The 22,645-nt window shown below is 51.1% G+C and carries 26 protein-coding genes and 1 tRNA gene; 14 read left to right on the top strand and 13 right to left on the bottom strand.

What is annotated here, in order from left to right; genetic code table 11:
* Positions 1–19: 19 nt before the first annotated feature.
* Positions 20–1,429: a hypothetical protein gene (locus LX87_RS07900; RefSeq protein ID WP_111627681.1), complete on the bottom strand. Its 1,410-nt coding sequence runs from the start codon at positions 1,427–1,429 to the stop codon at positions 20–22.
* A gap of 129 nt (positions 1,430–1,558) precedes the next feature.
* Between LX87_RS07900 and LX87_RS07895 the strand changes: the two genes are divergently transcribed.
* Positions 1,559–2,239, top strand: a complete 681-nt coding sequence (locus LX87_RS07895) for a murein L,D-transpeptidase catalytic domain family protein (RefSeq protein ID WP_111627680.1) — start codon at positions 1,559–1,561, stop codon at positions 2,237–2,239.
* Between the two features lie 4 nt (positions 2,240–2,243).
* Here the strand turns inward: LX87_RS07895 and LX87_RS07890 are convergent, their stop codons facing one another.
* Positions 2,244–3,452 carry a L,D-transpeptidase family protein gene (locus tag LX87_RS07890; protein WP_111627679.1) on the bottom strand — a complete coding sequence of 403 codons (1,209 nt, stop codon included), beginning with the start codon at positions 3,450–3,452 and terminating at the stop codon, positions 2,244–2,246.
* A gap of 249 nt (positions 3,453–3,701) precedes the next feature.
* The gene (locus LX87_RS07885; protein WP_229310586.1) at positions 3,702–4,652 is read right to left on the bottom strand and encodes an MBL fold metallo-hydrolase; all 951 of its coding nucleotides are present in this window, start codon (positions 4,650–4,652) and stop codon (positions 3,702–3,704) included.
* 247 nt (positions 4,653–4,899) lie between these two features.
* Here LX87_RS07885 and LX87_RS07880 point away from each other — a divergent pair, with 247 nt between their 5' ends.
* Positions 4,900–5,199, top strand: a complete 300-nt coding sequence (locus LX87_RS07880; RefSeq protein WP_111627677.1) for a hypothetical protein — start codon at positions 4,900–4,902, stop codon at positions 5,197–5,199.
* Here the strand turns inward: LX87_RS07880 and LX87_RS07875 are convergent.
* Positions 5,196–5,948 carry a DeoR/GlpR family DNA-binding transcription regulator gene (locus LX87_RS07875; protein WP_111627676.1) on the bottom strand — a complete coding sequence of 251 codons (753 nt, stop codon included), beginning with the start codon at positions 5,946–5,948 and terminating at the stop codon, positions 5,196–5,198. The two genes, LX87_RS07880 and LX87_RS07875, sit on opposite strands and share 4 nt — an antisense overlap.
* Before the next feature lie 65 nt (positions 5,949–6,013).
* Between LX87_RS07875 and nudK the strand changes: the two genes are divergently transcribed.
* Positions 6,014–6,595, top strand: coding sequence for a GDP-mannose pyrophosphatase NudK (nudK, locus tag LX87_RS07870; protein WP_111627675.1), 582 nt, complete (start codon positions 6,014–6,016; stop codon positions 6,593–6,595).
* Positions 6,596–6,692: 97 nt separating this feature from the next.
* Here nudK and LX87_RS28520 read toward each other — a convergent pair whose 3' ends face one another.
* Positions 6,693–6,893, bottom strand: a complete 201-nt coding sequence (locus tag LX87_RS28520) for a hypothetical protein (RefSeq protein ID WP_146624442.1) — start codon at positions 6,891–6,893, stop codon at positions 6,693–6,695.
* A 251-nt stretch (positions 6,894–7,144) separates the two neighbouring features.
* On the opposite strand from LX87_RS28520, the gene LX87_RS07865 reads away from it, so the two are divergent.
* From LX87_RS07865 to LX87_RS07855, 3 genes are all read left to right on the top strand, one after another.
* Positions 7,145–7,408, top strand: coding sequence for a hypothetical protein (locus LX87_RS07865; protein ID WP_111627674.1), 264 nt, complete (start codon positions 7,145–7,147; stop codon positions 7,406–7,408).
* 176 nt (positions 7,409–7,584) lie between these two features.
* Positions 7,585–9,717 (top strand): Tex family protein, encoded by a 2,133-nt coding sequence (locus LX87_RS07860; protein ID WP_111627673.1) that lies wholly within the window; start codon positions 7,585–7,587, stop codon positions 9,715–9,717.
* Between the two features lie 105 nt (positions 9,718–9,822).
* Positions 9,823–10,392 carry a C40 family peptidase gene (locus LX87_RS07855; RefSeq protein WP_111627672.1) on the top strand — a complete coding sequence of 190 codons (570 nt, stop codon included), beginning with the start codon at positions 9,823–9,825 and terminating at the stop codon, positions 10,390–10,392.
* Here the strand turns inward: LX87_RS07855 and LX87_RS07850 are convergent.
* From LX87_RS07850 to LX87_RS07825, 6 genes are all read right to left on the bottom strand, one after another.
* A complete protein-coding gene (locus LX87_RS07850) occupies positions 10,389–10,946 on the bottom strand; it encodes an NUDIX hydrolase (protein ID WP_170139326.1) in 558 nt (185 codons plus the stop codon). The two genes, LX87_RS07855 and LX87_RS07850, sit on opposite strands and share 4 nt — an antisense overlap.
* Before the next feature lie 123 nt (positions 10,947–11,069).
* Positions 11,070–11,750, bottom strand: a complete 681-nt coding sequence (locus LX87_RS07845) for a ClpP family protease (RefSeq protein ID WP_111627670.1) — start codon at positions 11,748–11,750, stop codon at positions 11,070–11,072.
* A 118-nt stretch (positions 11,751–11,868) separates the two neighbouring features.
* Entirely contained in the window at positions 11,869–12,087 is a 219-nt protein-coding gene (locus LX87_RS07840) for a hypothetical protein (protein ID WP_111627669.1), read from the bottom strand.
* A gap of 5 nt (positions 12,088–12,092) precedes the next feature.
* Positions 12,093–12,650, bottom strand: a complete 558-nt coding sequence (locus LX87_RS07835) for an RNA polymerase sigma factor (RefSeq protein WP_111627668.1) — start codon at positions 12,648–12,650, stop codon at positions 12,093–12,095.
* Between the two features lie 128 nt (positions 12,651–12,778).
* Positions 12,779–12,855: transfer RNA gene (locus tag LX87_RS07830), tRNA-Ala, on the bottom strand.
* A gap of 94 nt (positions 12,856–12,949) precedes the next feature.
* Positions 12,950–13,435, bottom strand: coding sequence for a DUF3299 domain-containing protein (locus LX87_RS07825; protein ID WP_111627667.1), 486 nt, complete (start codon positions 13,433–13,435; stop codon positions 12,950–12,952).
* A 179-nt stretch (positions 13,436–13,614) separates the two neighbouring features.
* Between LX87_RS07825 and LX87_RS07820 the strand changes: the two genes are divergently transcribed.
* From LX87_RS07820 to LX87_RS07790, 7 genes are all read left to right on the top strand, one after another.
* The gene (locus LX87_RS07820; protein ID WP_111627666.1) at positions 13,615–15,129 is read left to right on the top strand and encodes a sensor histidine kinase; all 1,515 of its coding nucleotides are present in this window, start codon (positions 13,615–13,617) and stop codon (positions 15,127–15,129) included.
* Positions 15,101–15,754 carry a response regulator transcription factor gene (locus LX87_RS07815; RefSeq protein WP_510186288.1) on the top strand — a complete coding sequence of 218 codons (654 nt, stop codon included), beginning with the start codon at positions 15,101–15,103 and terminating at the stop codon, positions 15,752–15,754. The genes LX87_RS07820 and LX87_RS07815 overlap by 29 nt, the downstream gene beginning before the upstream one ends.
* Positions 15,755–15,897: 143 nt before the next feature.
* Positions 15,898–16,533: a peroxiredoxin gene (locus tag LX87_RS07810; protein WP_111627664.1), complete on the top strand. Its 636-nt coding sequence runs from the start codon at positions 15,898–15,900 to the stop codon at positions 16,531–16,533.
* A 152-nt stretch (positions 16,534–16,685) separates the two neighbouring features.
* Entirely contained in the window at positions 16,686–16,958 is a 273-nt protein-coding gene (locus LX87_RS07805; protein WP_111627663.1) for a hypothetical protein, read from the top strand.
* A 102-nt stretch (positions 16,959–17,060) separates the two neighbouring features.
* Positions 17,061–17,846, top strand: a complete 786-nt coding sequence (locus LX87_RS07800) for a glycoside hydrolase family 25 protein (protein ID WP_111627662.1) — start codon at positions 17,061–17,063, stop codon at positions 17,844–17,846.
* Between the two features lie 11 nt (positions 17,847–17,857).
* The gene (gene pgi, locus LX87_RS07795) at positions 17,858–19,528 is read left to right on the top strand and encodes a glucose-6-phosphate isomerase (RefSeq protein ID WP_111627661.1); all 1,671 of its coding nucleotides are present in this window, start codon (positions 17,858–17,860) and stop codon (positions 19,526–19,528) included.
* 81 nt (positions 19,529–19,609) lie between these two features.
* Positions 19,610–20,461 carry a putative outer membrane beta-barrel protein gene (locus LX87_RS07790; RefSeq protein WP_111627660.1) on the top strand — a complete coding sequence of 284 codons (852 nt, stop codon included), beginning with the start codon at positions 19,610–19,612 and terminating at the stop codon, positions 20,459–20,461.
* 65 nt (positions 20,462–20,526) lie between these two features.
* Here LX87_RS07790 and hisS read toward each other — a convergent pair whose 3' ends face one another.
* Complete coding sequence (gene hisS / locus LX87_RS07785; protein ID WP_111627659.1) at positions 20,527–21,906, bottom strand: histidine--tRNA ligase; 1,380 nt, start codon at positions 21,904–21,906, stop codon at positions 20,527–20,529.
* Positions 21,907–22,007: 101 nt separating this feature from the next.
* Between hisS and LX87_RS28760 the strand changes: the two genes are divergently transcribed.
* Positions 22,008–22,175: a hypothetical protein gene (locus tag LX87_RS28760; RefSeq protein ID WP_170139325.1), complete on the top strand. Its 168-nt coding sequence runs from the start codon at positions 22,008–22,010 to the stop codon at positions 22,173–22,175.
* 59 nt (positions 22,176–22,234) lie between these two features.
* On the opposite strand, the gene LX87_RS07780 is transcribed toward LX87_RS28760, so the two are convergent.
* Positions 22,235–22,525 carry a hypothetical protein gene (locus LX87_RS07780; RefSeq protein WP_111627658.1) on the bottom strand — a complete coding sequence of 97 codons (291 nt, stop codon included), beginning with the start codon at positions 22,523–22,525 and terminating at the stop codon, positions 22,235–22,237.
* Positions 22,526–22,645 lie beyond the last annotated feature (120 nt).

Here is a 22,645-nt window from a genome sequence, read left to right as displayed (position 1 = left end):
GGCTGGTTTGGTTTTAGGATTAGCGCGGCCCCTGCCGCCGGTTGGTTTGCCGCACGCCCGTTCCCAGCCGGGCATTGTTCGACACCTTGTTATACCCTTCAAACGTTGTATTCTCAACGGTTGTATTGTAGGAGTCGAGATTTAGTTGAATGGCGGTTTTCGTGCTGTCAGTGGTAACAAACCGGCTTCCGTCCGTAATCCGGCTTTGCTTGATACGCGCCCCCACAATTCCGCTGTTGATAAACTGGCTGTTTTTTACCAGCAATTCGGTGAGCTGGCCGTTGTAATACCGGATGTTGCCGCCCCGGAACGTCGCCCCGTTGACCGTAATCCGGCGTGAACCGGAGTTTTCGTAACTAATATACGCATCTTTGTCAAACTCACAACCGGGGCCAATGATGGTTTCTTCGTTGGTGGACGCCTTTCCCCCGTAATTGGAAAACGAGTTGCGGGATACGGTGTTGACGGTTTTTACATTGGTCAGCGTCACCGGACCGCTAAACGTCAGGGCGCCGTCGGTATCCGTGGCTTCCAGTCCCTTTCCACAGTTCCGGGCGGTAAAATTGGTGACCCGGATGCGGTATTGGTAATGCAATCCCTTGATGGCATTCACGCAGTTTTCAGCTTCTCCGTTCAGGATGGTCGCTTTGACCCGCTCCGAAACGCCAAATCCGACGCGGTAGCCGCTGACTTTGCAATGATTCCAGGTAGCCCGGTGGTCTGAATCGGTTTGCTCCCCCTCCGACCAGAACCCAGCGTAGGGACTCGTCCCTCTGGTGTTGCGGGCCACGCAGTAGCTAAACACACTGCCGGGCGCGTTGTCGCTGTCGAAGGCATCTCCTACGCAATCCGTAACGGTGCAGTACTCAAAACGGGTATTTCGGGCGTAGCCACCCGCAATGAACGGCGACTTCCCGCCCACGTCATGATACCGTTTCTGGCCGGAAGCCCGGCAGTTGCGAAACACATTGCGATCCGAGACGGCTTTCTGCCCTCCCCCGTTCAGCAGTTCATTTTCCACGACAAACGTTGAGGCATCGGCATTTGAAATGGCAACCCGGTCGGCACCGCTATCCGTGCAGCCGCCGAAGTAAATACCGCCTTCAATGGGGCTTTTGTCACAGTCGATACTCAGGTCCCGGATAAAAACCCTCTTTTTTTGGTTGGCCCAGAAGGCATAACCGCGTTGCGTATTCCGGATGATGACGGTTCTTCCGATACCGGCTCCCTGAATACTGATCAATGAACCCGTTATCTCAACCGGTCCCTGCACAAACCGACCCGCCGGGTATTTCAATGTGCCTCCACCCCGTTTTTTCAAATCCGCAATAGCCCGGTTTGCCGCTGGTGTCAACTCCGTTTCACCCGGTTTTTTGTACGTTAACACCGAAACAACAGGCAGCCCAAAAGCTACTGATCCCCAAAACATTAGCACGCAAAACGGTATGAAAGTTGTACGAGTCATGCAGAAATTAGTTTGGTTAACGAATTATTACCGGCCTTTCAGCGTTAATTATTTACATCCCTTTTTACATACTAGACACACTTTCAACGTTTTATGAAAAAAGCGCTGCTATTCCTTTTTGCCATTTTGCCCCTTAGCCTTGCCAGCATCGGCACCACCGTGAAACACACTCCTCACTCGACGCTCAACCGAACCAGCCTCTGGTCGGGGGTGTACGATGACCTGAAGCTTGACAGCAATGGACTTCGGCGGGAAGTGTTCGAGTATGCACTCCGCGGCTTGCAGAAAACCAATTTTCCTAAATCTGTTCTCAGTATTGTCGATCTCAGCCAGCCATCAAGCAAAAAACGGCTGTACGTAATTGATCTTAATTCGCGCAAGCTGCTGTTTCAAACTTACGTGGCCCACGGTCGTAATTCGGGCGAGTTAATGGCGGCTTCATTTTCCAACACGCATTCGTCGTACCAGTCCAGTCTGGGCTTTTACCAGACACTCGGCACCTACCAGGGTAAACACGGTTTGTCGCTCCAGCTGAAGGGCCTCGAACGGGGTTTTAATGATAACGCCTTCAGCCGCGCCATTGTGATACACGGGGCCGATTATGTCTGCGAAGATTTTATCCGGCGGACCGGCCGACTGGGTCGCAGTCAGGGCTGCCCGGCCATTGAAAACGCCATCAGCAAAGACATTATTCAGGCCATCAAAGGCGGTTCCTGCCTGTTTGTGTATTCGCCCAACAAGGATTATCTGCAAAAATCAACCTTTCTGCTCTGATCGCTTAAATCGGTCGGCCACCGTCCAGTCCGTAGACATCGTTATAACCCCGTAAATTGCCTTTTTCATCCACATCGACTCGGTTGTAGACCACAAAAACCGGGAACGGTTTGGGCAATTTCAGCGTCTGCGGTTTCTGATCAACCATGCAACGGTTCATGAAGCCTTCGTCCAATACCGGCTTTTCCATCAGGTAGTTGGCCAGTTCGACGGGTTTCTGAACCCTCATACAGCCGTGGCTCCGCCAGCGGTCGGATGTCTGGTCAAACAGGTCACGGGCGTTGGTATCGTGCAGGTAAATCGCTCCCGGTCCCGTCAGATTGAACTTGATCAGTCCCAGCGAGTTGCTGCACCCGGATGCCTGACGAAACCGGTACGGAAAGTTTTCGGCGGACAGGGAGGCCCAGTCAATCAGGTAGGGGTCCACTACCTGCTCTTTTTCATCCAGCACTTCCATGTTTTGATTGTCCAGATACTGAATGTTGGCCTGCACTTTTGGCAGAATTTCCTTGATGCCAATGCCGCGCGGCACGTTCCAGTACGGATACGTAATAATGTCGGTCAGGTAGGTGGTAAAAAACGGCGTTTTGGTATCTTTTTTACCGGCAATCACGTCCATCGGCAGCAGGCATTTGCCGCTCCGGTCGTAGATGTTCAACTGAGCCGCCGGAATATTGACCACCAGAAACCGGTCAAATTCGAAGCGGTTCAGATACCGGTAAAAGTTCAGCGTTTGCCGGACGTACTTGGCCGTATCGTAGACACCGGCTTTCCGCAAACGGGTGTAATGATTAACCAGTGTGGTATAATGCCCAAAAATCGGCGTTTTCTTCAGCGAATCGAGTGCTGACCGACCTTCATCTTTTTTCAGCATCGAAATAGCCCAGACCGTATCGATTTTTTCGGGAAGTTTGTTGTAGGTAATTCGCGACGGTTTCAGCCCATACCGGAGTTCGAGCAGTAAGCCGGTAAACTTCTCGCCAAACTCTTTTTTCGTATCGGTTGCCTGAAACGAATACCGGTTGGTATCAATCCCGACCGAATCAGCAGCCCGGCATAATTGCCGCATCACCACCTCTGCCTGCTCCCGGTTCCAGCCCTCCGCCGGCACATCGTTCTTATTCAACAATCCAAAATGTTTCAGCGCAAACCATCCCACAAATAAAACAACAACAGCGCTGGCAATTAATATAATGATCGTACGGCGTTCCATGATTCAAAACTCACATAGGTTTAACTCTCTTTCTTATAAAACAAGCCGTAACCCGTTGCTGTTTGAAAAAACGCGTTTTTTGACGATTTAAGCGTTCACTAGTTGTAACCGATGAACTCTGGTTGGGATCATCTTTGCTCAACCGGGCAAGTTGCAAACCGGACCTTTTTATACGACTCATACAATGCAAAAAGCCCCAAAGACGCTGATGCAATCAACCTCTTTGGGGCCATAGGATTAATCCGGTTCTTATCTTTTGCGGCCGCTTCCAAACAGGAATAAAACCGTTCCAACGATCAGACCAATGCCGAGGGCCCGGGCTACGTGGAATGAAACCGGGGGTGGCATATCGACAATGCCCTGCTCGTCCGTATGCGCCGGTTGTTTGACATATCGACCCCCTTTGGGAACCTCCCGTTTTTCAAAATTATGGATCAGATCTTCCAGTAATTGCGGCAACTGAATCCCATGGATGGCTTTCCCATGACCGGTTCCGGCGGCTGTTGGATTGAGAGCCGCCAGCTTCTGAATCGAGCGTTTGGAAGCTTCCCAGTCGAAGGTAAAATAAGCCGGAGGGCCGTGCAATTCTTCCTTCTGGGTCATGACGGCCACAGCCGAATTCTGGTTAGTGTTCGTAAACGCATCACCCGCAATCAGCGCCCGATCACTTTCGCGGAACAGCGAAATGTGCCCCGGCGCGTGGCCCGGCGTGTGGATCACCCGCCAGTCGGGCAGTTCCGGTATCGTATCGTTCTCGGAAATAGCGCGAACCCGATCACCAAAATTGTAGGGACTGGTTGGAAACATCCACGACATATACGCCATCGCCCCCCCGCCAACGGCCGGGTCTGGTGGCGGATAGTGTGACTTACCCTGCAAATACGGCAACTCTAACGGGTGCGCATATATCGGAACATCGCCCCACTCTTTCAGCAGGCTTTCCAGTGATCCGGCGTGGTCGAAGTGCCCGTGAGTCAGCACAATAGCCTGGGGCGGGTTGTTTTCACCGAACAGTTCGCGGGCTTTCTGACGAATCGGATCGGCTCCGCTCGGTGTTCCGGCATCCACCAGTACCCACTTGCCCCCGGGTTGGGCCTCTCCAATGAAGAAGATATTCACAAAAATGTTCTTGATTCCCCGCACGTCTTCAGCAATATCGTACGGTCCCAATTCAACGCTGGTTCCCAGGTTTGCAGTCATTTGGCTTTCCATACCCTGTTTTGGTTTGTTTCCTGTTTAACCGCAATGTTTCCGGATTGTTGGTTTTCGTTACGAGTTTAAAGCCAATGGCCTACGGTTTTCGGTTTCCTTTTCGGGTAATAGCCTTTGTTACTTTATACGGCATTTAGTAACCGAAACGGAATCGTATACAGCGTTAAAGAAAAAGTCAATATTAGTTCCTGGTTACAAATTTGTGTATCTTTACGGTCGAAAACCGCCGTTAAGAATGCGAGTTCTGAAAGTGACTAAATACAGCCCGATTCTGCATGAACTGCGGGCTTCGTGGGGTGTGCTTCAGGCCGGAAAATACCTCCTGACTGAGTCCATGCAAAACCAGCCCCCGCACGAAGATTTTTTCGCCTACCAAAATGCTATTGCTGAAATCGGGCGGATTGAACGGAAGCTGGACATCTTATACGATGAGATTCAGGCCGTTGAATTGCTGCACCAGGCCGCCATCCTGATTGGGAACTACGAAGATATGTCGAACCGCAAACGTTCCGGCGACAACTCCCCTCTGAATTAATTCATCACCCGAACGCCCTGTTCGCGGTATAATGCCAGAATCTCCGGTCGGGCATCCGGGTCAGTCACCAGGGTCTGGACCAAACTTAACGGCGCAAACTGCATATACTTATCTTTTTCGAGCTTCGTCGAGTCGCAAAGCAGGTAGGTTTCCTCTGCCTGACCCGCCATTGCCAGCGTCATCCCGGCTTCGGTTTCACTGTGCGCCGATAAACCGTTGGCCGCTGAAATACCGTCTACCCCCAGAAAAGCTTTATGAGCCCGGTAGCGGGCAATGTGTTCATGGGCAATCAATCCGTGAACGGCCTGCCGCTTCGCATCAACCTCCCCACCCACCAGATTAACCGTCACCTCCGACTGCAACAACTCATTGACCACCGGCAGCGAATTGGTAATCACCTGAATGCGTTTATTCCGGATAAACTGGCACAACCGAAAAACCGTACTGCCGCAATCCATAAAAATAACATCTCCTTCCTGAATCTGCTGAGCAGCCAGCCGGCAGATGTAATCTTTGTTTTCGGAATTAACGGCGGTTTTGTTCACAAACTGCACCGGATTTTTCGCCAGACTGACCTTCATGGCGCCCCCGTGCGTACGGTAGATCAGGCCGTCGGTCGCCATCTGGGTCAAATCCCGACGAACGGTAATTTCCGACGTTTGCAGAAGGTCGGCCAGTTCTTTCACTTCTACTGAGCCCTTCTCTTCTACCGTTTGTAAAATAATCCGCTTGCGATTTGGAAAGCTCATCACTTTAAAATTCTTTTGTTCGATCAAAATTAATCAATTACAATCAAAATCAAACAAATACTACCATGAATAATGCCCGGGTTCACCTACTGAAAGACGAAGTCTTGTCTGACAATTGGTATACATTACGGAAAGTTACCTTTAATTACCAGCGAAAAAACGGCGTTTGGGAAACGCAGTCGCGGGAAGCCTACGACCGCGGAAATGGCGCTACGATTCTGCTCCACAACCCGGAAAAGAATACCGTTATTCTCACCCGACAGTTTCGGATGCCCACCTACGTGAACGGAAACAGCAGCGGTTTGCTGATTGAAGCCTGTGCCGGTTTGCTGGATAATGACAATCCAGAAGATGCCATCCGGCGGGAAACTGAAGAAGAAACCGGCTTTGTGGTGACCAACATCCGGAAAGTGTTTGAAGCCTACATGAGCCCGGGATCGGTTACGGAGAAGCTCTATTTTTTTACGGCCGACTATACGGATACCACCGAAAAGCGGGCCGGGGGCGGTATTGAAGAAGAAGAAATTGATGTACTCGAACTTCCCTTACCGCAGGCCATGCAGATGATTGTCCGGGGCGAAATCGTGGACGGAAAAACCATCATGCTCCTTCAGCACCTGTGTCTGCAACAGCACCAGGCGGCCTGAAATAAATTTCGGCCCCAACCTCCCTCTTCGCAGTCTTCTCACTGGAGGGTTGGGGCCGACGTTCAAGTGTACGGTGAAAAACGGAATCGGACAGCAACTAAATAAAACTACGTCTCGCATTTCGGCGAATCACCGGCGGCAAACCGCTTAAGTAGAAATCATCAATCGGTTGATTCCAGACCTGCTTGAAACGCTCTTCCAGCACCCTGACATCAGGATGCGTTGTATTGGTATCTTTTAATTTGTATAATTCATCGCCCATTAAACAAGAGAGCAAAAAGAACGGATCGTAGTGCATGTCGATAGGATAATTTGTACCACAAAGTACCCCCGCCCTCATTAAAACCGTATGTAATTCAAATTAAACCCCACTTAAAAGGGCCGCTATAACGTTGTAAGGGGTTAAATTGAGATTAAAACCTGACAAAATCTCTGTTGACATATCCAGCAAAAATATTAAATCGTCAGGAACAGGCAAAAGGGAGTGGTAATTGGAAAAATGGTTTTGCGGAAAAATTTGTTATACGTGTAGAAACCAACAGTTGTACCATGACAACGCTGACTGAAACCTACACGGACATGCTCCGGTCGCTGATTGCCCTTCGGAAATATGTCAAGATTTTTTATACTACCGACCTGAATGAACTGCTCTCGGTCACTGCTATTATGACGGATTTCAAACCCGGGCCTGATGGCGATTATGTTCAGCTGGCGTCGGGCGAATTGATCCGGACCGACCGTTTGGTAAATGTCAACGGTGTGTATGCCCCGGGCCACGAAGACTATGAGAGTTGTCTGGATTGCCGGATCTGATCCGATTTCAGCTAAAGAGTGTCCCTTTTTATTCAGAAAGCAGGCCGTCCGGCTTGCTTTTTTTGGCGGCTGACCCAGAAACATATACCGGTGCAGACTGACATTTCTGCCAATTATTTATTGACAAACCGGCCTTTCCTGCTTTTTTTGTGGCTGAAATTCAGTAAACCGAATACATGAGCTTAACCCATGAATCTGGCACTGTGCCCGCGCGCATTGCTGCATTGCTCAATCTGACGACCCGCCAGGTTGCCAATACCGTTCAGTTACTCGATGAGGGCGCAACCGTTCCCTTCATTGCCCGCTACCGCAAAGAAGCCACCTCGCAACTGGACGAAGTTCAGATTGGAGCCATTAAAGATACTTACCAAAAGCTGGTAGAACTCGACAAACGCCGGGAAGCCATCCTGAAATCCATCGGAGATCAGGGCAAACTCACCGCCGAACTTCGCCAGAAAATTGAAGCTGCCGACTCGGTGACCGAACTGGAAGACTTGTATTTACCCTACAAGCCCAAACGGAAAACCCGGGCCAGCATTGCCATTGAAAAAGGACTGGAACCGTTGGCAAAACTCATCTTCAGCCAGCGTGAAAATACCATCGAACGAAAAGCCGCAACGTACCTCAACGATCAGGTCGGTAGCGTGGAAGAAGCCTTGCAGGGTGCCCGCGACATCATGGCCGAGTGGATCAGCGAAAACGCCGACGCCCGCCAGCGCATCCGGAATCTGTTTGAACGTGAAGCCATCATCCGGTCGGTCGTCAAGAAAGATAAAGCGACGGTCGGCATCAAATACAAAGATTATTTCGATTTTGCCGAACCGCTCCGCCGGGTTCCCTCCCACCGGCTGCTGGCCATCCGGCGCGGAGAAGCCGAGGGCATTTTGTCGGTCAGTATCTCGCCCGATGAGGATGCCGCCCTGGAAAGGCTGGACCGGCAATTCCTGCGCTCCGGCTCCTCAGAAAGCATCGATCAGGTTGCCATTGCCGTTAAGGATAGTTACAAACGATTGATCAAACCGTCCATTGAAACCGAGTTTGACAACGCATCCAAGCAGAAGGCCGACCAGGAAGCCATCAAGATTTTTGCCGATAACTTACGCCAGTTGCTGCTTTCGCCCCCGCTGGGTCAAAAACGCGTGCTGGCCATCGACCCCGGTTTCCGGACCGGCTGTAAAGTGGTTTGTCTGGATGCGCAGGGCAATTTGCTGACCAACGACGTAATCTACCCGGACAGCCGCCGGGACCAGGCGCAGCAAACTTTATTAAAGCTGGTTTCCCAGTATCAAATCGACGCCATTACCATCGGCAACGGTACGGCCGGACGCGAAACAGAAGAATTTGTCCGAGGACTGGACTTTGGCAAAACCGTTCCGGTCTTTATGGTCAGTGAACAGGGGGCTTCCATTTATTCGGCATCGGAAGTGGCCCGTCAGGAGTTTCCCAATCACGACGTTACCGTTCGGGGGGCTGTCTCCATCGGTCGGCGGCTGATGGACCCATTGGCCGAACTCGTCAAAATTGACCCGAAATCCATTGGTGTGGGGCAGTACCAGCACGATGTTGATCAGTCGGAATTAAAAAACAGCCTGGACCGGGTGGTCGAAAGCTGCGTCAACCAGGTGGGTGTGTCGCTTAATACGGCCAGCAGCCACCTTCTGCGCTACGTCTCCGGCCTGGGGCCGCAACTGGCGAATAATATTGTGGAATTCCGGGCTCAGAACGGGCCGTTCCAGTCGCGCGACCAGTTGAAGAAGGTGCCCCGGCTGGGCAATAAAGCCTACGAGCAGTGCGCCGGTTTCCTCCGGATTGATGCGGGCAAAAACCCGCTTGACAACAGCGCCGTCCACCCGGAAAGTTACCCTGTGGTGGAGCGGATGGCCCGCGATCTAAGCTGCACCGTTTCGGATTTGATAAAAAAACCCGACCTCCGAAAACAGATTAAGCCCGAACGGTACGTTACCGAAACAGTGGGTCTGCCCACTTTGCGCGATATTCTGGCCGAACTCGAGAAACCGGGCCGCGATCCGCGTGAACTGCTGACGGTGTTTGCATACGACGAGCGGGTTCGAAAACCGGAGGATCTGCGCGAAGGTATGCAGTTACCCGGCATTGTCACCAACGTGACGGCTTTCGGCGCGTTTGTCGATATTGGCGTCAAGCAGGATGGGCTGGTTCATATTTCCCAGCTTTCCAATCAGTATGTTTCCGATCCGCGTCAGGTCGTTAGCGTTCATCAGAAGGTGCAGGTGAAGGTGCTGGAAGTCGATTTACAGCGCAAGCGTATTGCCTTAACGATGAAATTTTGATAGCTTGATCTGGTTATTCCGACGTCAGGAGGGTTATTTCCGTATCCTTCTGGCATCCCGATGGCCGAATTGTAACCATCCATGCAAAACAACAGAACCCTACTAATGAGGACTTTATTTCGCCCTTTTTGGCCTACGGCCCTTCTGGTGCTGACATTGTCGTCCTGTTCTTTTTTCAAGACCTCCCATTATACCCCGCCCGCCCAGCGGAGAACCGCGGTAGCCAATCGCAAGCCCGCCGTTTCGAAACCGTTGAAAACCGTCGATACGCGAACCTACCAGAAAGGCTACGTCCCCCAGGTCGTTAAGATTGCCCGGACGTACACCGGAACCCCCTACCGGCTGGGCGGTACTAGCTCGGACGGTATCGATTGCTCGGGACTGATTTTTGCCGCTTTCAATACCGTCGGTCTGCAAATGCCACGGGTTTCCTGGCAACAGTCGGAAGTAGGTTATGAAGTGGACGTTCCGCAAATTCAGCCGGGTGACCTGCTGTTTTTTGTACCGGACGACGGAAAATCCGGTTACGTTTCGCATACCGGTATTGTTACGGAGGTACTCGGCCCTTCCAACATTCGGTTTATTCACGCATCGTCCTCGCGCGGGGTGCGGGAAGACAACCTGTTTTCGAACTACTTCAAAGGGCGGTTTGTCAAAGCCGTCCGCCCGTTTTAACCGTTATTTTTCAGGAAAGCGGCCGCCATTTCGAGCGTCTTCAGATACGAATAGTGCGGTGGTGTGTAATCCAGGGAGTTTTTCCCGGACCGGAATTCTTCCAGAACCGTAGCCAGCGGGACAAATTGCAGCGCGGCAACTTCGTCGGGCTGCATCACAAACCCGTCGATGGTCCGGTTGGTCTGGAACAGGTACACCGCAGCGTGTTCCCGGTCGTATAACGAAACGCTTTCGTCGATAGCAACCACGTCCACGTTGCCCAGGTACTGAAGTTCGCTGCTCTGCGGCCGTACGCCAATTTCCTCCTCCACCTCCCGAATGGCGCATTGTTCGTATGTCTCGCCTGGGTCGAGGTGGCCGCCCACGCACACATCCCAGAAGTTAGGCAGGTAGCGTTTATCCGGATGACGCAGGCTCAGCAACACTTCATTCTGATGATTCAGGACAACAATTTCGGAGGTACGGTGCCAGTCGCCGTCACGGTGGGCATCAATTTTCGGTTTGGTAAAGCCCAGCGGTTGGTTTTGGGCATCAAAGATTTCGAGTAGGTCCATAAAAAAAGCCGCATTCCTGCGGCTGTTGGGTTCATTAACGTTATTACGACGCCGTAACGCAAAGATGGTCGTTTTTAGGCATCGGCTCCTCATGGTTTGCTAAAAATCGACAACGACACGGGATTAAACCCGCTGCAACACGTCGTCAATAAAACCGTATTCCCGGGCTTCCTCGGCTTTCATCCAGTAGTCGCGGTCGGCATTGCGCTCCAGTTCTTCGACGGAACGACCCGTATGACGCGCCATGATTTCGTACAGTTCCTGCCGCAGAATCACAATTTGCCGGGCCGTAATTTCAATATCGACCGACTGCCCCTGAGCCCCACCGTGCGGCTGGTGAATCATCACGCGGGCGTGCGGCAACGCCGATCGTTTTCCGGGTGCTCCGGCGCAGAGCAGAACCGCCCCAAACGAAAGCGCCACGCTGGTGCAGATGGTGGCGACGTCGGGCCGGACGTACTGCATGGTGTCGTAAATGCCCAGACCGGCATAAACCGAGCCGCCGGGGCTGTTGATGTACAGCAGAATGTCTTTTTTGGGATCGGCCGATTCCAGAAACAACAACTGGGCAATAATGACATTGGCAATGTTGTCGTCCACGGCGGTGCCGAGGAAAACGATCCGGTCGGCCATGAGTCGGGAAAACACATCGACCTCCCGGAAGTTCATGGGCCGCTCCTCAATGACGGCCCGGGTCATGTTTTCGACCTGATGCAGATACCGGTCGACCGTAAGGCCGTTCAGATGTTGTCCGTGCACGGCAAATTTACGGAACTCACTTTTGCTAAGTTCGGGATAATACATGGCGTTAAAAAGGGTTACAGATGATCAGCTGAGCAACGGCAATACGAAGCCGCCCGGCCCGTAAAAGCCGTTATTGAAAGGGGTTAAGCGGTGATTATGTGGAATTTAACGGGCGAAACTACCCGAATAACCGGACGTATAGGGCATCCAGTTCACGACGCAATTGCTGCCGTCCGGCCAGCCGAAGCGCCTGGTACGCCCGTTTCTGAGCCGCCAGCTTCTGTTGCCAGTCCTGATCCCAGAGCAACCGAACCGCTACATCAAGCTGCTGTTCTTCGGTCAGGCGACCTTGCAGGTACGCTTCCAGCAATTGTACTTCTTTCAGTTCGGGGCGCATGGCGGTCAGGGTTTGAAGTTCTCGATGGAAAGATGGCCGACGGCTTTCCGGAGCCGCTCCAAACACTTGTATTTCTGTACGGTAGCCGTCCGAATGTTCTGGTAACCATGCTGGGCCGCAATCTGCTCCAGTCGCTGGCCGAAGTAGTAGAAGCTGACCAGGATGGATTTACAGGTGTCGCCCAGTTGCTCCACAAACGTCATGAGTTTCAGCGGAGCGGGTTCTTCCCCCCCGGTGGGCGGTTCCCAGACGGTTTCGGCCTGGCTTTCGGTCAGCGGTAGCTGGCGCGTCCGTTTATCCAGTTCCTGCCGCCAGAGGTTCTTGCAAATGCCCATCAGGTAGGTACTGACGGAAGAGGTCAGGGTGAGCTGCTCCTGAACGGTTTTTTCGTAGAACAGGATCATGGCTTCGTGGAAGATATCTTTCGCATCCTCGGTTGTCCCACCCCGTTCTTTCACGTAATGCCGTACCATCGGAAACGTTTTGGCGTAAATCCGTTCCAATGTTCGATCCCGGTCAGTGATCAGGGCGACGTCCATCGACAAACTTGGGGTTGCATTCATACGCTTTTTTAGGGGTTTATCGGCATAACGTCGAAGTATCACCCAAGGGTACGAAAAAAAAGTTTGTAGAGAAACCCGTAACAACAAAGAAGCCCCAAATCCGGTGGATTGGGGCTTCCTGAGAAATCTGGTGGAGATAGTCGGATTCGAACCGACGGCCTCTACAATGCCATTGTAGCGCTCTAGCCAACTGAGCTATACCCCCTTTTTTCGTGGTGCAAAGATCAGAAAAATCTGAAATAATGCAAGGGGGCCTGAAAATATTTCGTTTAGCCAGAAAAAATCTTTGTGCGAATCCCTTACTGCGCCACCATTTCGGCGTCAGCAATAATGTAATTCAGTTCGTAGATGTTATCGGCATTCAGCTTGAGCGTTCCGCGGAACGTCCGGCGCTCATCGGTTTTGAACTTCATACCCGGTTTCTTGAATTTCAGCGATACCACCGACTCCGGCCCGGCTCCTCCGCAGAAGAAACACGCGCTGTACGGGAAAGCTGAAAGCACATAGGTATTCGATTCGATATCAACCGGAAGCACATACCCGGTCAGTTCAACCGGCTTGCCACTCAGTTTCTGGATACCGGCTCCGAAGGTTGGATACAGCATATACACCGATTCTTCCGGATACCATTTTTTCTTAAAAGTCACATCGCGCAGGATTTCCCACGACAGTTTAACCGGCTCGGCAACCGTCGTGACCGGACGCTCACCCCGTTCTCTGGCCGGGGTAAACGATGCGAAAGTCAGCAGTCCTAAAAGAGCGATGAAGCAGCTAGTTTTTTTCATGATCAGGCCGTGTTCAGATAAACACAAATCTACGTCGTTTTACGATTTAAAAACAACACTATTTTTCGTTTGGTTCGGGTTCTCAGACTCATAAATCACGAAGTTACGGGTTCATTCCTCTAATTATCATAATTTTTTTTACCTTTACCTTAATCAACGTTCGTTGCATCATATAAACTGTGTCGGAAGTAGATAACGTTACACCCCAGACCACCCAGCCTTCGGCCCGCCATTTCAACCGTTTATTTTTGATCACACTGGTATTTATTGCCGTGTTGATAACGGTGGCTGAAGTTGTGACCCAGCTTCAAACCCGACGCGAAGCCGAACGGGTTATGATCATTGGGATGGCTTCGGCCCAGCGCCACCATAGCCAGCGCATTGTCAATAAGATTCTGCAACTCAGTCGCCCCAGCGAACACGCTCGTTTTCAAAACAATCTGACCGAAATTAAAAACCTGTTTGCGGAGTTTGAAACCAATCACCTGCACATCGAGCAGGGGACGGTGCCGGGCTACCCGATCATGCTGCAAAACAGCGACAGCGTTAAAATTCGCTTCCAGTTTCTGAAACCGTATTACTTCGGGTTCCGGGAATCGGTGCAGCGCATCATTCAGGAAGCAGAACAGGTCAGCAGTCCGGAAGAATTTACGTCTACAGCCGATCTGACGGCCCTGCTGGCCAACGAAACGCCATTTCTGGAAAATATGGACGCGGTTGTTCAGCAGTACACCCGCGAAACGCTCGACAATGTGGATACCACCCGCCTGATCGAGTTTACCATTTATCTTTTCACGCTGCTCGCGCTGGTATTTGCGGGCTGGTATATTTTACGACCGGCAATCAATAAATTTGAGGCCGTTATCGTTCAACTGGTTGAAGCTGAAACCCGAACGGCCACGACCAACCGGAAGCTGCTCTCGCTGAACCGGGCGCTGAAAGAAACCCGGCAGCAACTCTTCGATGCCACCCGTCAGCAGTACCAGCAACAGATGGATGAGCAGAAACTTCGGACCTCGTATCTGGTGGCGGGTCAGGAAGAAGAACGCAAGCGGCTTTCGCGCGAACTGCACGACGGTATTGGACAAATGCTGACGGCTATTAAATTGCAGGTCGAAAGTTTCGAACGGAGTTTAAACGGCAAGGAAAAGGAAACCAAAAGCTTTGTGGTTTTGAAAGACCTCATTGCCCAAACCATTCAGGAAACCCGTAATGTATCAAATAACCTGATGCCAACGGTTCTGAGTGATTTTGGCCTGATCCCGGCGGTAAAAATGCTGGCGGATTCGCACGATAAAAACAGCAAAACAGACATTACATTTCACACCAACCTGTCGAATGTTCGTTTGGATAAAAGCGTTGAAATTGGCGTTTACCGCATTGCGCAGGAAGCCGTCAGTAATGCGCTTCGCCATGCCGAGCCAACGCAGATAACCATTGATTTATTCGAAAAAGATAATTACTTGCATTTGATTGTCAACGACGACGGAAAAGGGTTTCGAATCCACCGCAGTAAGAAAGAAGACACCAAGCGGCCGTCGCAGGGCATTCACAACATGCACGAACGGGCCGCCCTGATAAACGGTAAATTTAAAATCTCATCTGCGCCCGATAAAGGCACAAAAGTTCAGGTAAGTATACCTTTTAAACTTGTACAGCAAGAATATGAGTACACTAAAGTTAATGCTGGTTGATGACCATTCTATTGTCAGAAACGGAATTCGCTCACTCCTCGAGCAAAATGACGAATTTGAAATTATTGACGAAGCCGGCGACGGAGAAGAAGCCCTTGAAAAGCTGAAAACGCAGCAACCGGACGTGGTGCTGATGGACATTTCGCTGCCCGGCATGTCGGGAATCCAAACGACCCAGATTATTTCACGGCTGTACAAGAACATCAAGACGCTGATGCTTTCGATGCACAACAACGAAGATTACATTCTTCGGTCGGTCGAAGCCGGTGCCTTTGGTTACATTCTGAAAGATTCGTCGAGCGACGAAATGATGAAAGCGCTCCGGACCATCGCCAGTGGCGAAAAATACTTCAGCTCGCCCGTAGCCACGATCATCCTCAACGGGTATATGCACCAGTTGAAGAAAACGGAACGCACCAGCAAAGTCCGGCGTTCGAAGCTATCGAAGAAGGAAAAAGAAATTCTGCAATTTCTGGTGGATGGTATGAGCAGCCGCGAAATTGCCGAAAAACTACAGCTTTCGGTTCGCACCGTCGATAACCACCGTGCCAACATGATGCGCCGTCTTCAGGTGAAAAATGCTGCCGAACTGGTTAAAATGGCCGTAGAAGAAAAGCTGATCTAATAAACTATTTCGAGTAGCGGTCGTGTTATACCGTCGTAGTCTATTTCAACACATACCGTGTGTTGCACGCGTTGTCTACATTTGCGTAACAAAGACTATAGTATAAGTATAGTATCGTAACTCTAACCAAAACGAATCTACGTATGGCACTCCGATTAGGTGACATTGCTCCGGATTTCACAGCCGAAACCACCGAGGGCACCATCAATTTCCACGAATGGCTGGGCAATTCCTGGGGAATGATCTTTTCCCACCCCGCCGATTTTACCCCCGTCTGCACTACTGAGCTGGGCCGGACCGCTCAACTCAAAGACGAGTTCGAAAAGCGCGGAGTAAAGGTTATTGCGGTGAGTGTTGATCCGCTTGACTCCCACCGGGAATGGGTGAAAGACATCAATGAAACGCAGAACACTACCGTTGATTTTCCGCTCATTGCCGACCACGACCGCAAAGTGGCCGAACTCTATGACATGATTCACCCGAACGCTTCGGAAAAAGCGACGGTTCGCTCGGTGTTCATTATTGGTCCCGACAAAAAAATCAAACTGACGCTGACCTACCCGGCATCGACAGGCCGTAACTTCTTCGAAATTCTGCGGGTTATTGATTCGCTGCAACTAACGGCTAACTACCAGGTGGCTACGCCCGCCGACTGGCAGGAAGGCCAGGACGTGATTGTGGTTCCTGCCGTGAGTACCGAGGATGCCGTGAAGAAATTCCCGAAAGGCGTCAACATTGTGAAGCCGTATCTGCGGACGACTCCGCAGCCGAATAAATAAGGTTTCGACCTGAACCAAAAGCGGGTACTGGTTGGTTTTCAAGCCATCGGTACCCGTTTTTATTTCGGAGCCGCCCGGAATTTGCCTCATTTTTTTCGAACATTCCTGAAGTCTCCTGGTTTGGTTTGTGTAATCACTATTAAACAAACGTTATGAACGTCTTAGAACGCAATCCAACCAAAGGATCGGTGAAAAACCCGAATCCATCGCACAAAGAGGGACCTGTGGCCGAGGCCATTGAAGAGCAAACTGCCAAACTTCCATCTGACCTTTTTCTGTGGGCATCCATAGCTTCGATGGGCGTTTCCCTTTTCTATAAGTTTCAAAATGAAAACGACAAGGCTTTGTTCGTGGGTCAGTGGGCAGCACCCTTTTTGCTGCTGGGCCTTTACAACAAAATTGTGAAGCTGGAAGGCCACGATTAATTTAAAATGCCCTGAAGAAGAGAGGCAGAACGGAAGAAGGTGATGGCAACATTCCTTCCTCTATTCTTCCTCTCTTCTTTTTTCTCCTTATTTTTGCCCGGTATGAGCCAGATTGTTCTGTATCTATATCGGAAAAGAAAGTACTTCCGCTGGCCATTTCTGGCGCTGTGTCTGCTGCTGGTCGGCCTCTGGTGGTACCGTTCCCTTGAAAACGTCAACGAATTACAGTGGCAATATGTAAACGGCTACGGGATTCGGATGCCGCTGAAGTATACCATTCACGGTATTGACGTTTCGCACCACAATAGTCGGATCAACTGGAAACGCGTTTGCCAAGCGCAGGCTAATGGGGTAAGTCTCCAATTTGTTTTTGTAAAAGCTACAGAGGGGGCCACGCTGGTTGACCGCCGGTTTAAACACAACTGGAAAGAAGCCGGTAAAGTGGGCTTAAAACGAGGAGCCTACCATTTTTACCATCCAAAACGCGATCCGGCCAAACAGGCCCGGAACTTCATCAAAACCGTTACGCTAAAACCCGGCGACTTTGCCCCCGTGCTGGACATCGAACGCAACGATAAAGGCCGGGTGCCCGCCGATAAATTAATTGCCGACATCCGCATCTGGCTGCGTCTGGTGGAAGACCATTACGGGATGAAACCGATTATTTATGTCAACCGGCATTTCTATTTGCTCTACATTGCCGGTAACTTTGACGATTATCCGCTCTGGCTTGCCGATTATTCCAGCGACCATCCCGACCAGTTTAAGGCCGACCGCTTGTATATTTGGCAGCATAATGAAAAAGGCTCCGTGGATGGGATTCGCGGAAAAGTCGATTTTAACGTGTTCGTTTGCGAACCCGAGCGATTGAAAGAAATTTGTCTTTGACCCCAAATCCAATGTTACCTACCCATTCTTTCCTCCAACTTCCTGCTTATCAGCAGTTGAAGAGCCATTATGAACAAATAAAAGACCGTCATCTGCGGGATTTGTTTGCCGAAAATCCAAAACGGTTTGATCACTTCTCGCTGCGGTTTGAAGATATACTGGTCGATTTTTCCAAAAACCGGATCGACAACGAAACGCTGACCCTGCTGCGCCGACTGGCCGGTGAAGCCGGTTTAGAGGAAGCCATTGAAAAAATGTTTTCCGGCGACCCCATCAATGTGACCGAAAACCGGTCCGTACTCCACATTGCCCTGCGGAACCGCTCCAACACACCCATTGAGGTGGATGGCAAGGATGTGATGCCGGACGTAAACGCGGTGCTGGACAAAATGAAAGGCTTTTCGGAACGCCTGGCTTCGGGCGACTGGAAAGGTTATACCGGCAAACCGATCACGCAACTGGTCAATATCGGTATTGGTGGTTCGGACTTGGGCCCGGTGATGGTCACATCCGCCCTGAAACCTTACGCCGTTCAGAAAGACGGAAAACCGCAATTTGGTGTGCATTTCGTTTCAAACGTCGATGGTGTGCATATCTACGAAACGCTGCAAAACCTTGATCCGGAAACCACGCTGTTCATGATCGCGTCGAAGACCTTCACGACGCAGGAAACAATGGCCAACGCCCACTCGGCCCGCGACTGGTTTCTCCAGCACGCCCAGGACGAATCGGCGGTGGCGAAACATTTTGTTGCTATTTCCACGAATAAACCGGAGGTTGAAAAATTCGGCATCGACCCCGAGAACATGTTTGTTTTCTGGGATTGGGTCGGCGGACGGTATTCGCTCTGGTCGGCCATTGGGTTGTCGATTGCCTGTTACATCGGCTTCGAAAATTTTGCGGAATTGCTGGAGGGGGGCCACGCGATGGATCAGCACTTTAAAAATACCCCGCTGGAAGAAAATATTCCGGTTACACTGGCCCTGATCGGCATCTGGTACAACAACTTTTTTGGGGCCGAATCGCACGCAATTTTACCGTACGATCAATATATGAGCCGGTTTGCCGCCTATTTTCAGCAGGGCGACATGGAAAGCAACGGAAAATCCGTCGACCGGAACGGCCAGCCCACGGCTTACCAGACCGGCCCGGTAATCTGGGGCGAACCCGGCACCAACGGCCAGCACGCCTTTTACCAGTTGATTCACCAGGGCACCAAGCTGATTCCGTGCGACTTCATCGCTCCGGCAATTAGCCAACGGCCCCTCGGCGACCATCATAAAATGCTGCTTTCCAACTTCTTTGCCCAAACCGAAGCCCTGATGAACGGAAAATCCGGTGAAGAGGTAGTAGCCGAGTTGGTAAAGTCCGGAAAGAACCGGGAAGAAGTTGAACTCCTGATGCCGTTTAAGGTATTTTCGGGCAACCGACCTACGAATTCCATTCTGGTCAAGCAAATTACGCCCCGCACACTCGGCAGTCTGATTGCCATGTACGAACACAAAATCTTTACGCAGGGCGTCATCTGGAACATCTTTAGTTTTGACCAGTGGGGCGTTGAATTGGGCAAGCAACTGGCCAACCGCATCCTGCCGGAACTAGCCGACGACCAGCCGGTTTCTTCGCACGACAGCTCAACGAATGGCCTGATCAATTATTTTAAAGAATTACGCAAGTCGTAAACAATCCAAAATTTCCCTAGTTATAGAGGTGTATGTGATAGCATACACCTTTTTTTATACAACTTCAACAACGTTATAATCATGAAACGCAACAGTACAATGCTTGCGCTTTGCCTTTTGGGAACGTGGAGCGCATTTGCTCAGAACATTTCGTCCGATACGACCAGAACGACGACCACGACGATTACTTCAACTTCCAGCCAAACTGATACCACCTATCGTTCGAACTCGGCTAACTCGACCAGCTCTACCACCGACAATTCGTCAAGCACGACAACGCCGACGAATAGTTCTTCGTATTCATCGACGCCTAGTAACAGCAGTTCGTCTATGTCAAGCTCGGCCACGGATTACAGCAGCCGGGAATCGCGCACCAAACGCGAAAAAGCGGAGAAACCTTACAAAGCATTTACCGGCGGCTTTTACGTGGGGGCTAACACCACGCGTTATAAAGGTGAAGACATTGACGGTGATAACCCGTCGGGCCGTCTTGGCTACCAGATCGGGGCTTTTGTACGGGGTGGTGGCCGGTTATACGGTCAGTTAGGGGTTGAGTATTTTGCTTCCAGCTCCAACTATTTCCGGCCCGGCGACGGTTCTTCGCTCTCGGATATTTCTGGACGAATCAATACGAAATGGCTGCAAATTCCGGTACTGGTTGGGGTAAAACTGGCTCAGTCAGAGCGTGGTATCTCAGCGGTGCGTCTGGGTGTGGGTGCTGAATATGCCAACCGGTTAAGCGGCAGCAACACCATTGACATTGACGATGATGAAATTAAAAGCGGTACTTTCCTGGGTCTGGTCAATCTGGGCTTTGATATCGGTCCCGTCCTGATCGACCTGATGTATCACCACGGTTTCTCCGACGCAATTAGCGGATTCAATGATTCACAACGTCGGTCACTGGGTGTAAACTTCGGCTTTAAGTTCTAAGTAAGTAGCGTGCTGTTTCCAAGTTGAACGGTGCCACGGCTCAAATTCGTGGCACCGTTTTTTTATTATAAAAGGGCCGCTTCCTGCCTTAATTTTTCCACAATCTGGTCGGCCGCCAGCTTCTGCTGTTCACCCGTCACCATATTTTTCAACGTCAGTTGCCCCGTCTGAATTTCCTCCGAACCAATCAGAACCACGTACGGAATCCGCTTGGCGTTGGCATAATCCAACTGTTTTTTCACTTTGGCCGCATCCGGATAGGCTTCGGCCGAAATGTTATGGGCCCGCAACTGGCTCAGCAACGGCAATCCAACCGAACGCCCTTCGGCATCCAGATGCACCACCAGCACCTGCGTTGACTGCAAACCGGTTTCCGGAAACAACTTCAATTCCTCCATCACGTCGTAAATCCGGTCAACACCCAGAGAAATCCCTACGCCCGACAGGCCCGGCATCCCAAACGCCCCGGTCAGGTTGTCGTAGCGCCCGCCCCCGCTGATGCTGCCAATCTGCACGCCGTTGGCCTTCACCTCAAAAATGGCCCCGGTATAATAGGACAGCCCACGCGCCAGCGTCACGTCCAGTTGTATCCGGGCATCCGCCAGCCCATATTGCCCCACCAGCGACCAGACTTCTTCCAGCTCGGCAACGCCTTTCAAGCCTACTTCCGAACCTGCCAGCCAGGTTTTCAATTGCGCAAAAGCCGCCTGGGTTTCATTCGAAAACTGAAACATGGGTTCCAGCTTTTCGATGGATTCATCCGAAAAGCCGCGTTGTTTCAGTTCCTCCACCACTTTTTCTTTCCCGATTTTATCGAGTTTGTCAATGGCAACGGCCAGCGGTCCCTCCTGCCCTTCGGCACCAACCACCTCCGAGATCCCGGTCAGAATTTTCCGGTTATTGATTTTTACGGTAAAATCCTGAATGCCCAGATTCCGTAAACTTTCGTGCAGCATCAGGACTATTTCGGCTTCACACAGCAGCGAATCTGTTCCCACCACGTCGGCGTCACACTGCACAAACTCCCGGTAACGGCCTTTCTGGGGCCGGTCGGCCCGCCAGACCGGCTGGATCTGATACCGTTTGAACGGCATCGCCAGGGCGTGCCGGTTCATGACCACGTAGCGGGCGAACGGAACCGTCAGGTCGTAACGCAGACCTTTTTCTGAAATTTTAAGAGTCAGTTTTCGGGCATTTTCCTGCCAGTCGGCCTGGGTTAAACCGTTGGCAAAATCGCCGGAATTAAGGATTTTAAACAACAACTGATCCCCTTCCTCGCCGTATTTTCCCATCAGGACCGACAGGTTTTCGAGGGCGGGCGTTTCGATGGGTTGAAAGCCGTAACGCCGGAACGTCTGCCGGATGGTTTCCAGCAGAAAAAGCCGTTTGCTCATCTGTTCCGGCCCAAAGTCGCGGGTTCCGCGGGGTACACTCGGTTTTTGCATGGCGCAAAAATAGCAAGCCCGGCGGATAGATTATTGGTTTTGTGCAGCTTTTCCGCTAATTTTGCGGACCATTTGGAATCAACTTATTAATTTATACAATCATGGGAGTTACCGAACTGAAACGGAAGGACAAAAAAAATAAAGCACGGGCTAATAATAAAATTGCACGCATCAAGCAATTGCTGCGCCGTCCGGAAATTAAGAACGTGGATGTAGAAGCCATTAAAGCTTCTTTCGCCGAAAAGAAAAATCAAACGGCTGAAGCCTAAGCGGTTTGATTTGGGCAGTCAACTTGCTGAAAACTGCTCACGCTCATTCGATTACCTCGTTACGCTCGACGGACGGGGTTTTCTTTTTTTTGCCGCTCCCGAAGCATCTTTTTCAGGTACCGACGAATAATCCTACGGTTTTCGATCCGCATCCGGAAAATGACGGCTTGACCAAACAGGGAGATTCCGGCATTGATGACGACCAGGCTATACGTCCCGAGCAGAAACCAGCGGCTGAACGATTCGCCGGTATGTTTCAGGTGAGCAGCCTGGCTAAACACGCATAAGCCGTACCCAATCAGTATCAGACTGAAAGGAGCCAGCAAGAGCCATTTGGTACGTGTACTCATTCGCTTGAGAAGGCGCCGACCGGGAGGTTTGGAAGGAGCTATGGCCATCGTGTTTACTTTCTACATTGATTAAAGCTCTAATTTAACAGACTAAATCTCATTTTACCCTTAAATCTGTTA

Origin of the sequence: Larkinella arboricola (assembly GCF_003259745.1) — a bacterium.
Lineage (GTDB): Bacteria > Bacteroidota > Bacteroidia > Cytophagales > Spirosomataceae > Larkinella > Larkinella arboricola.
This window is presented reverse-complemented; position numbering and strand designations above follow the sequence as displayed.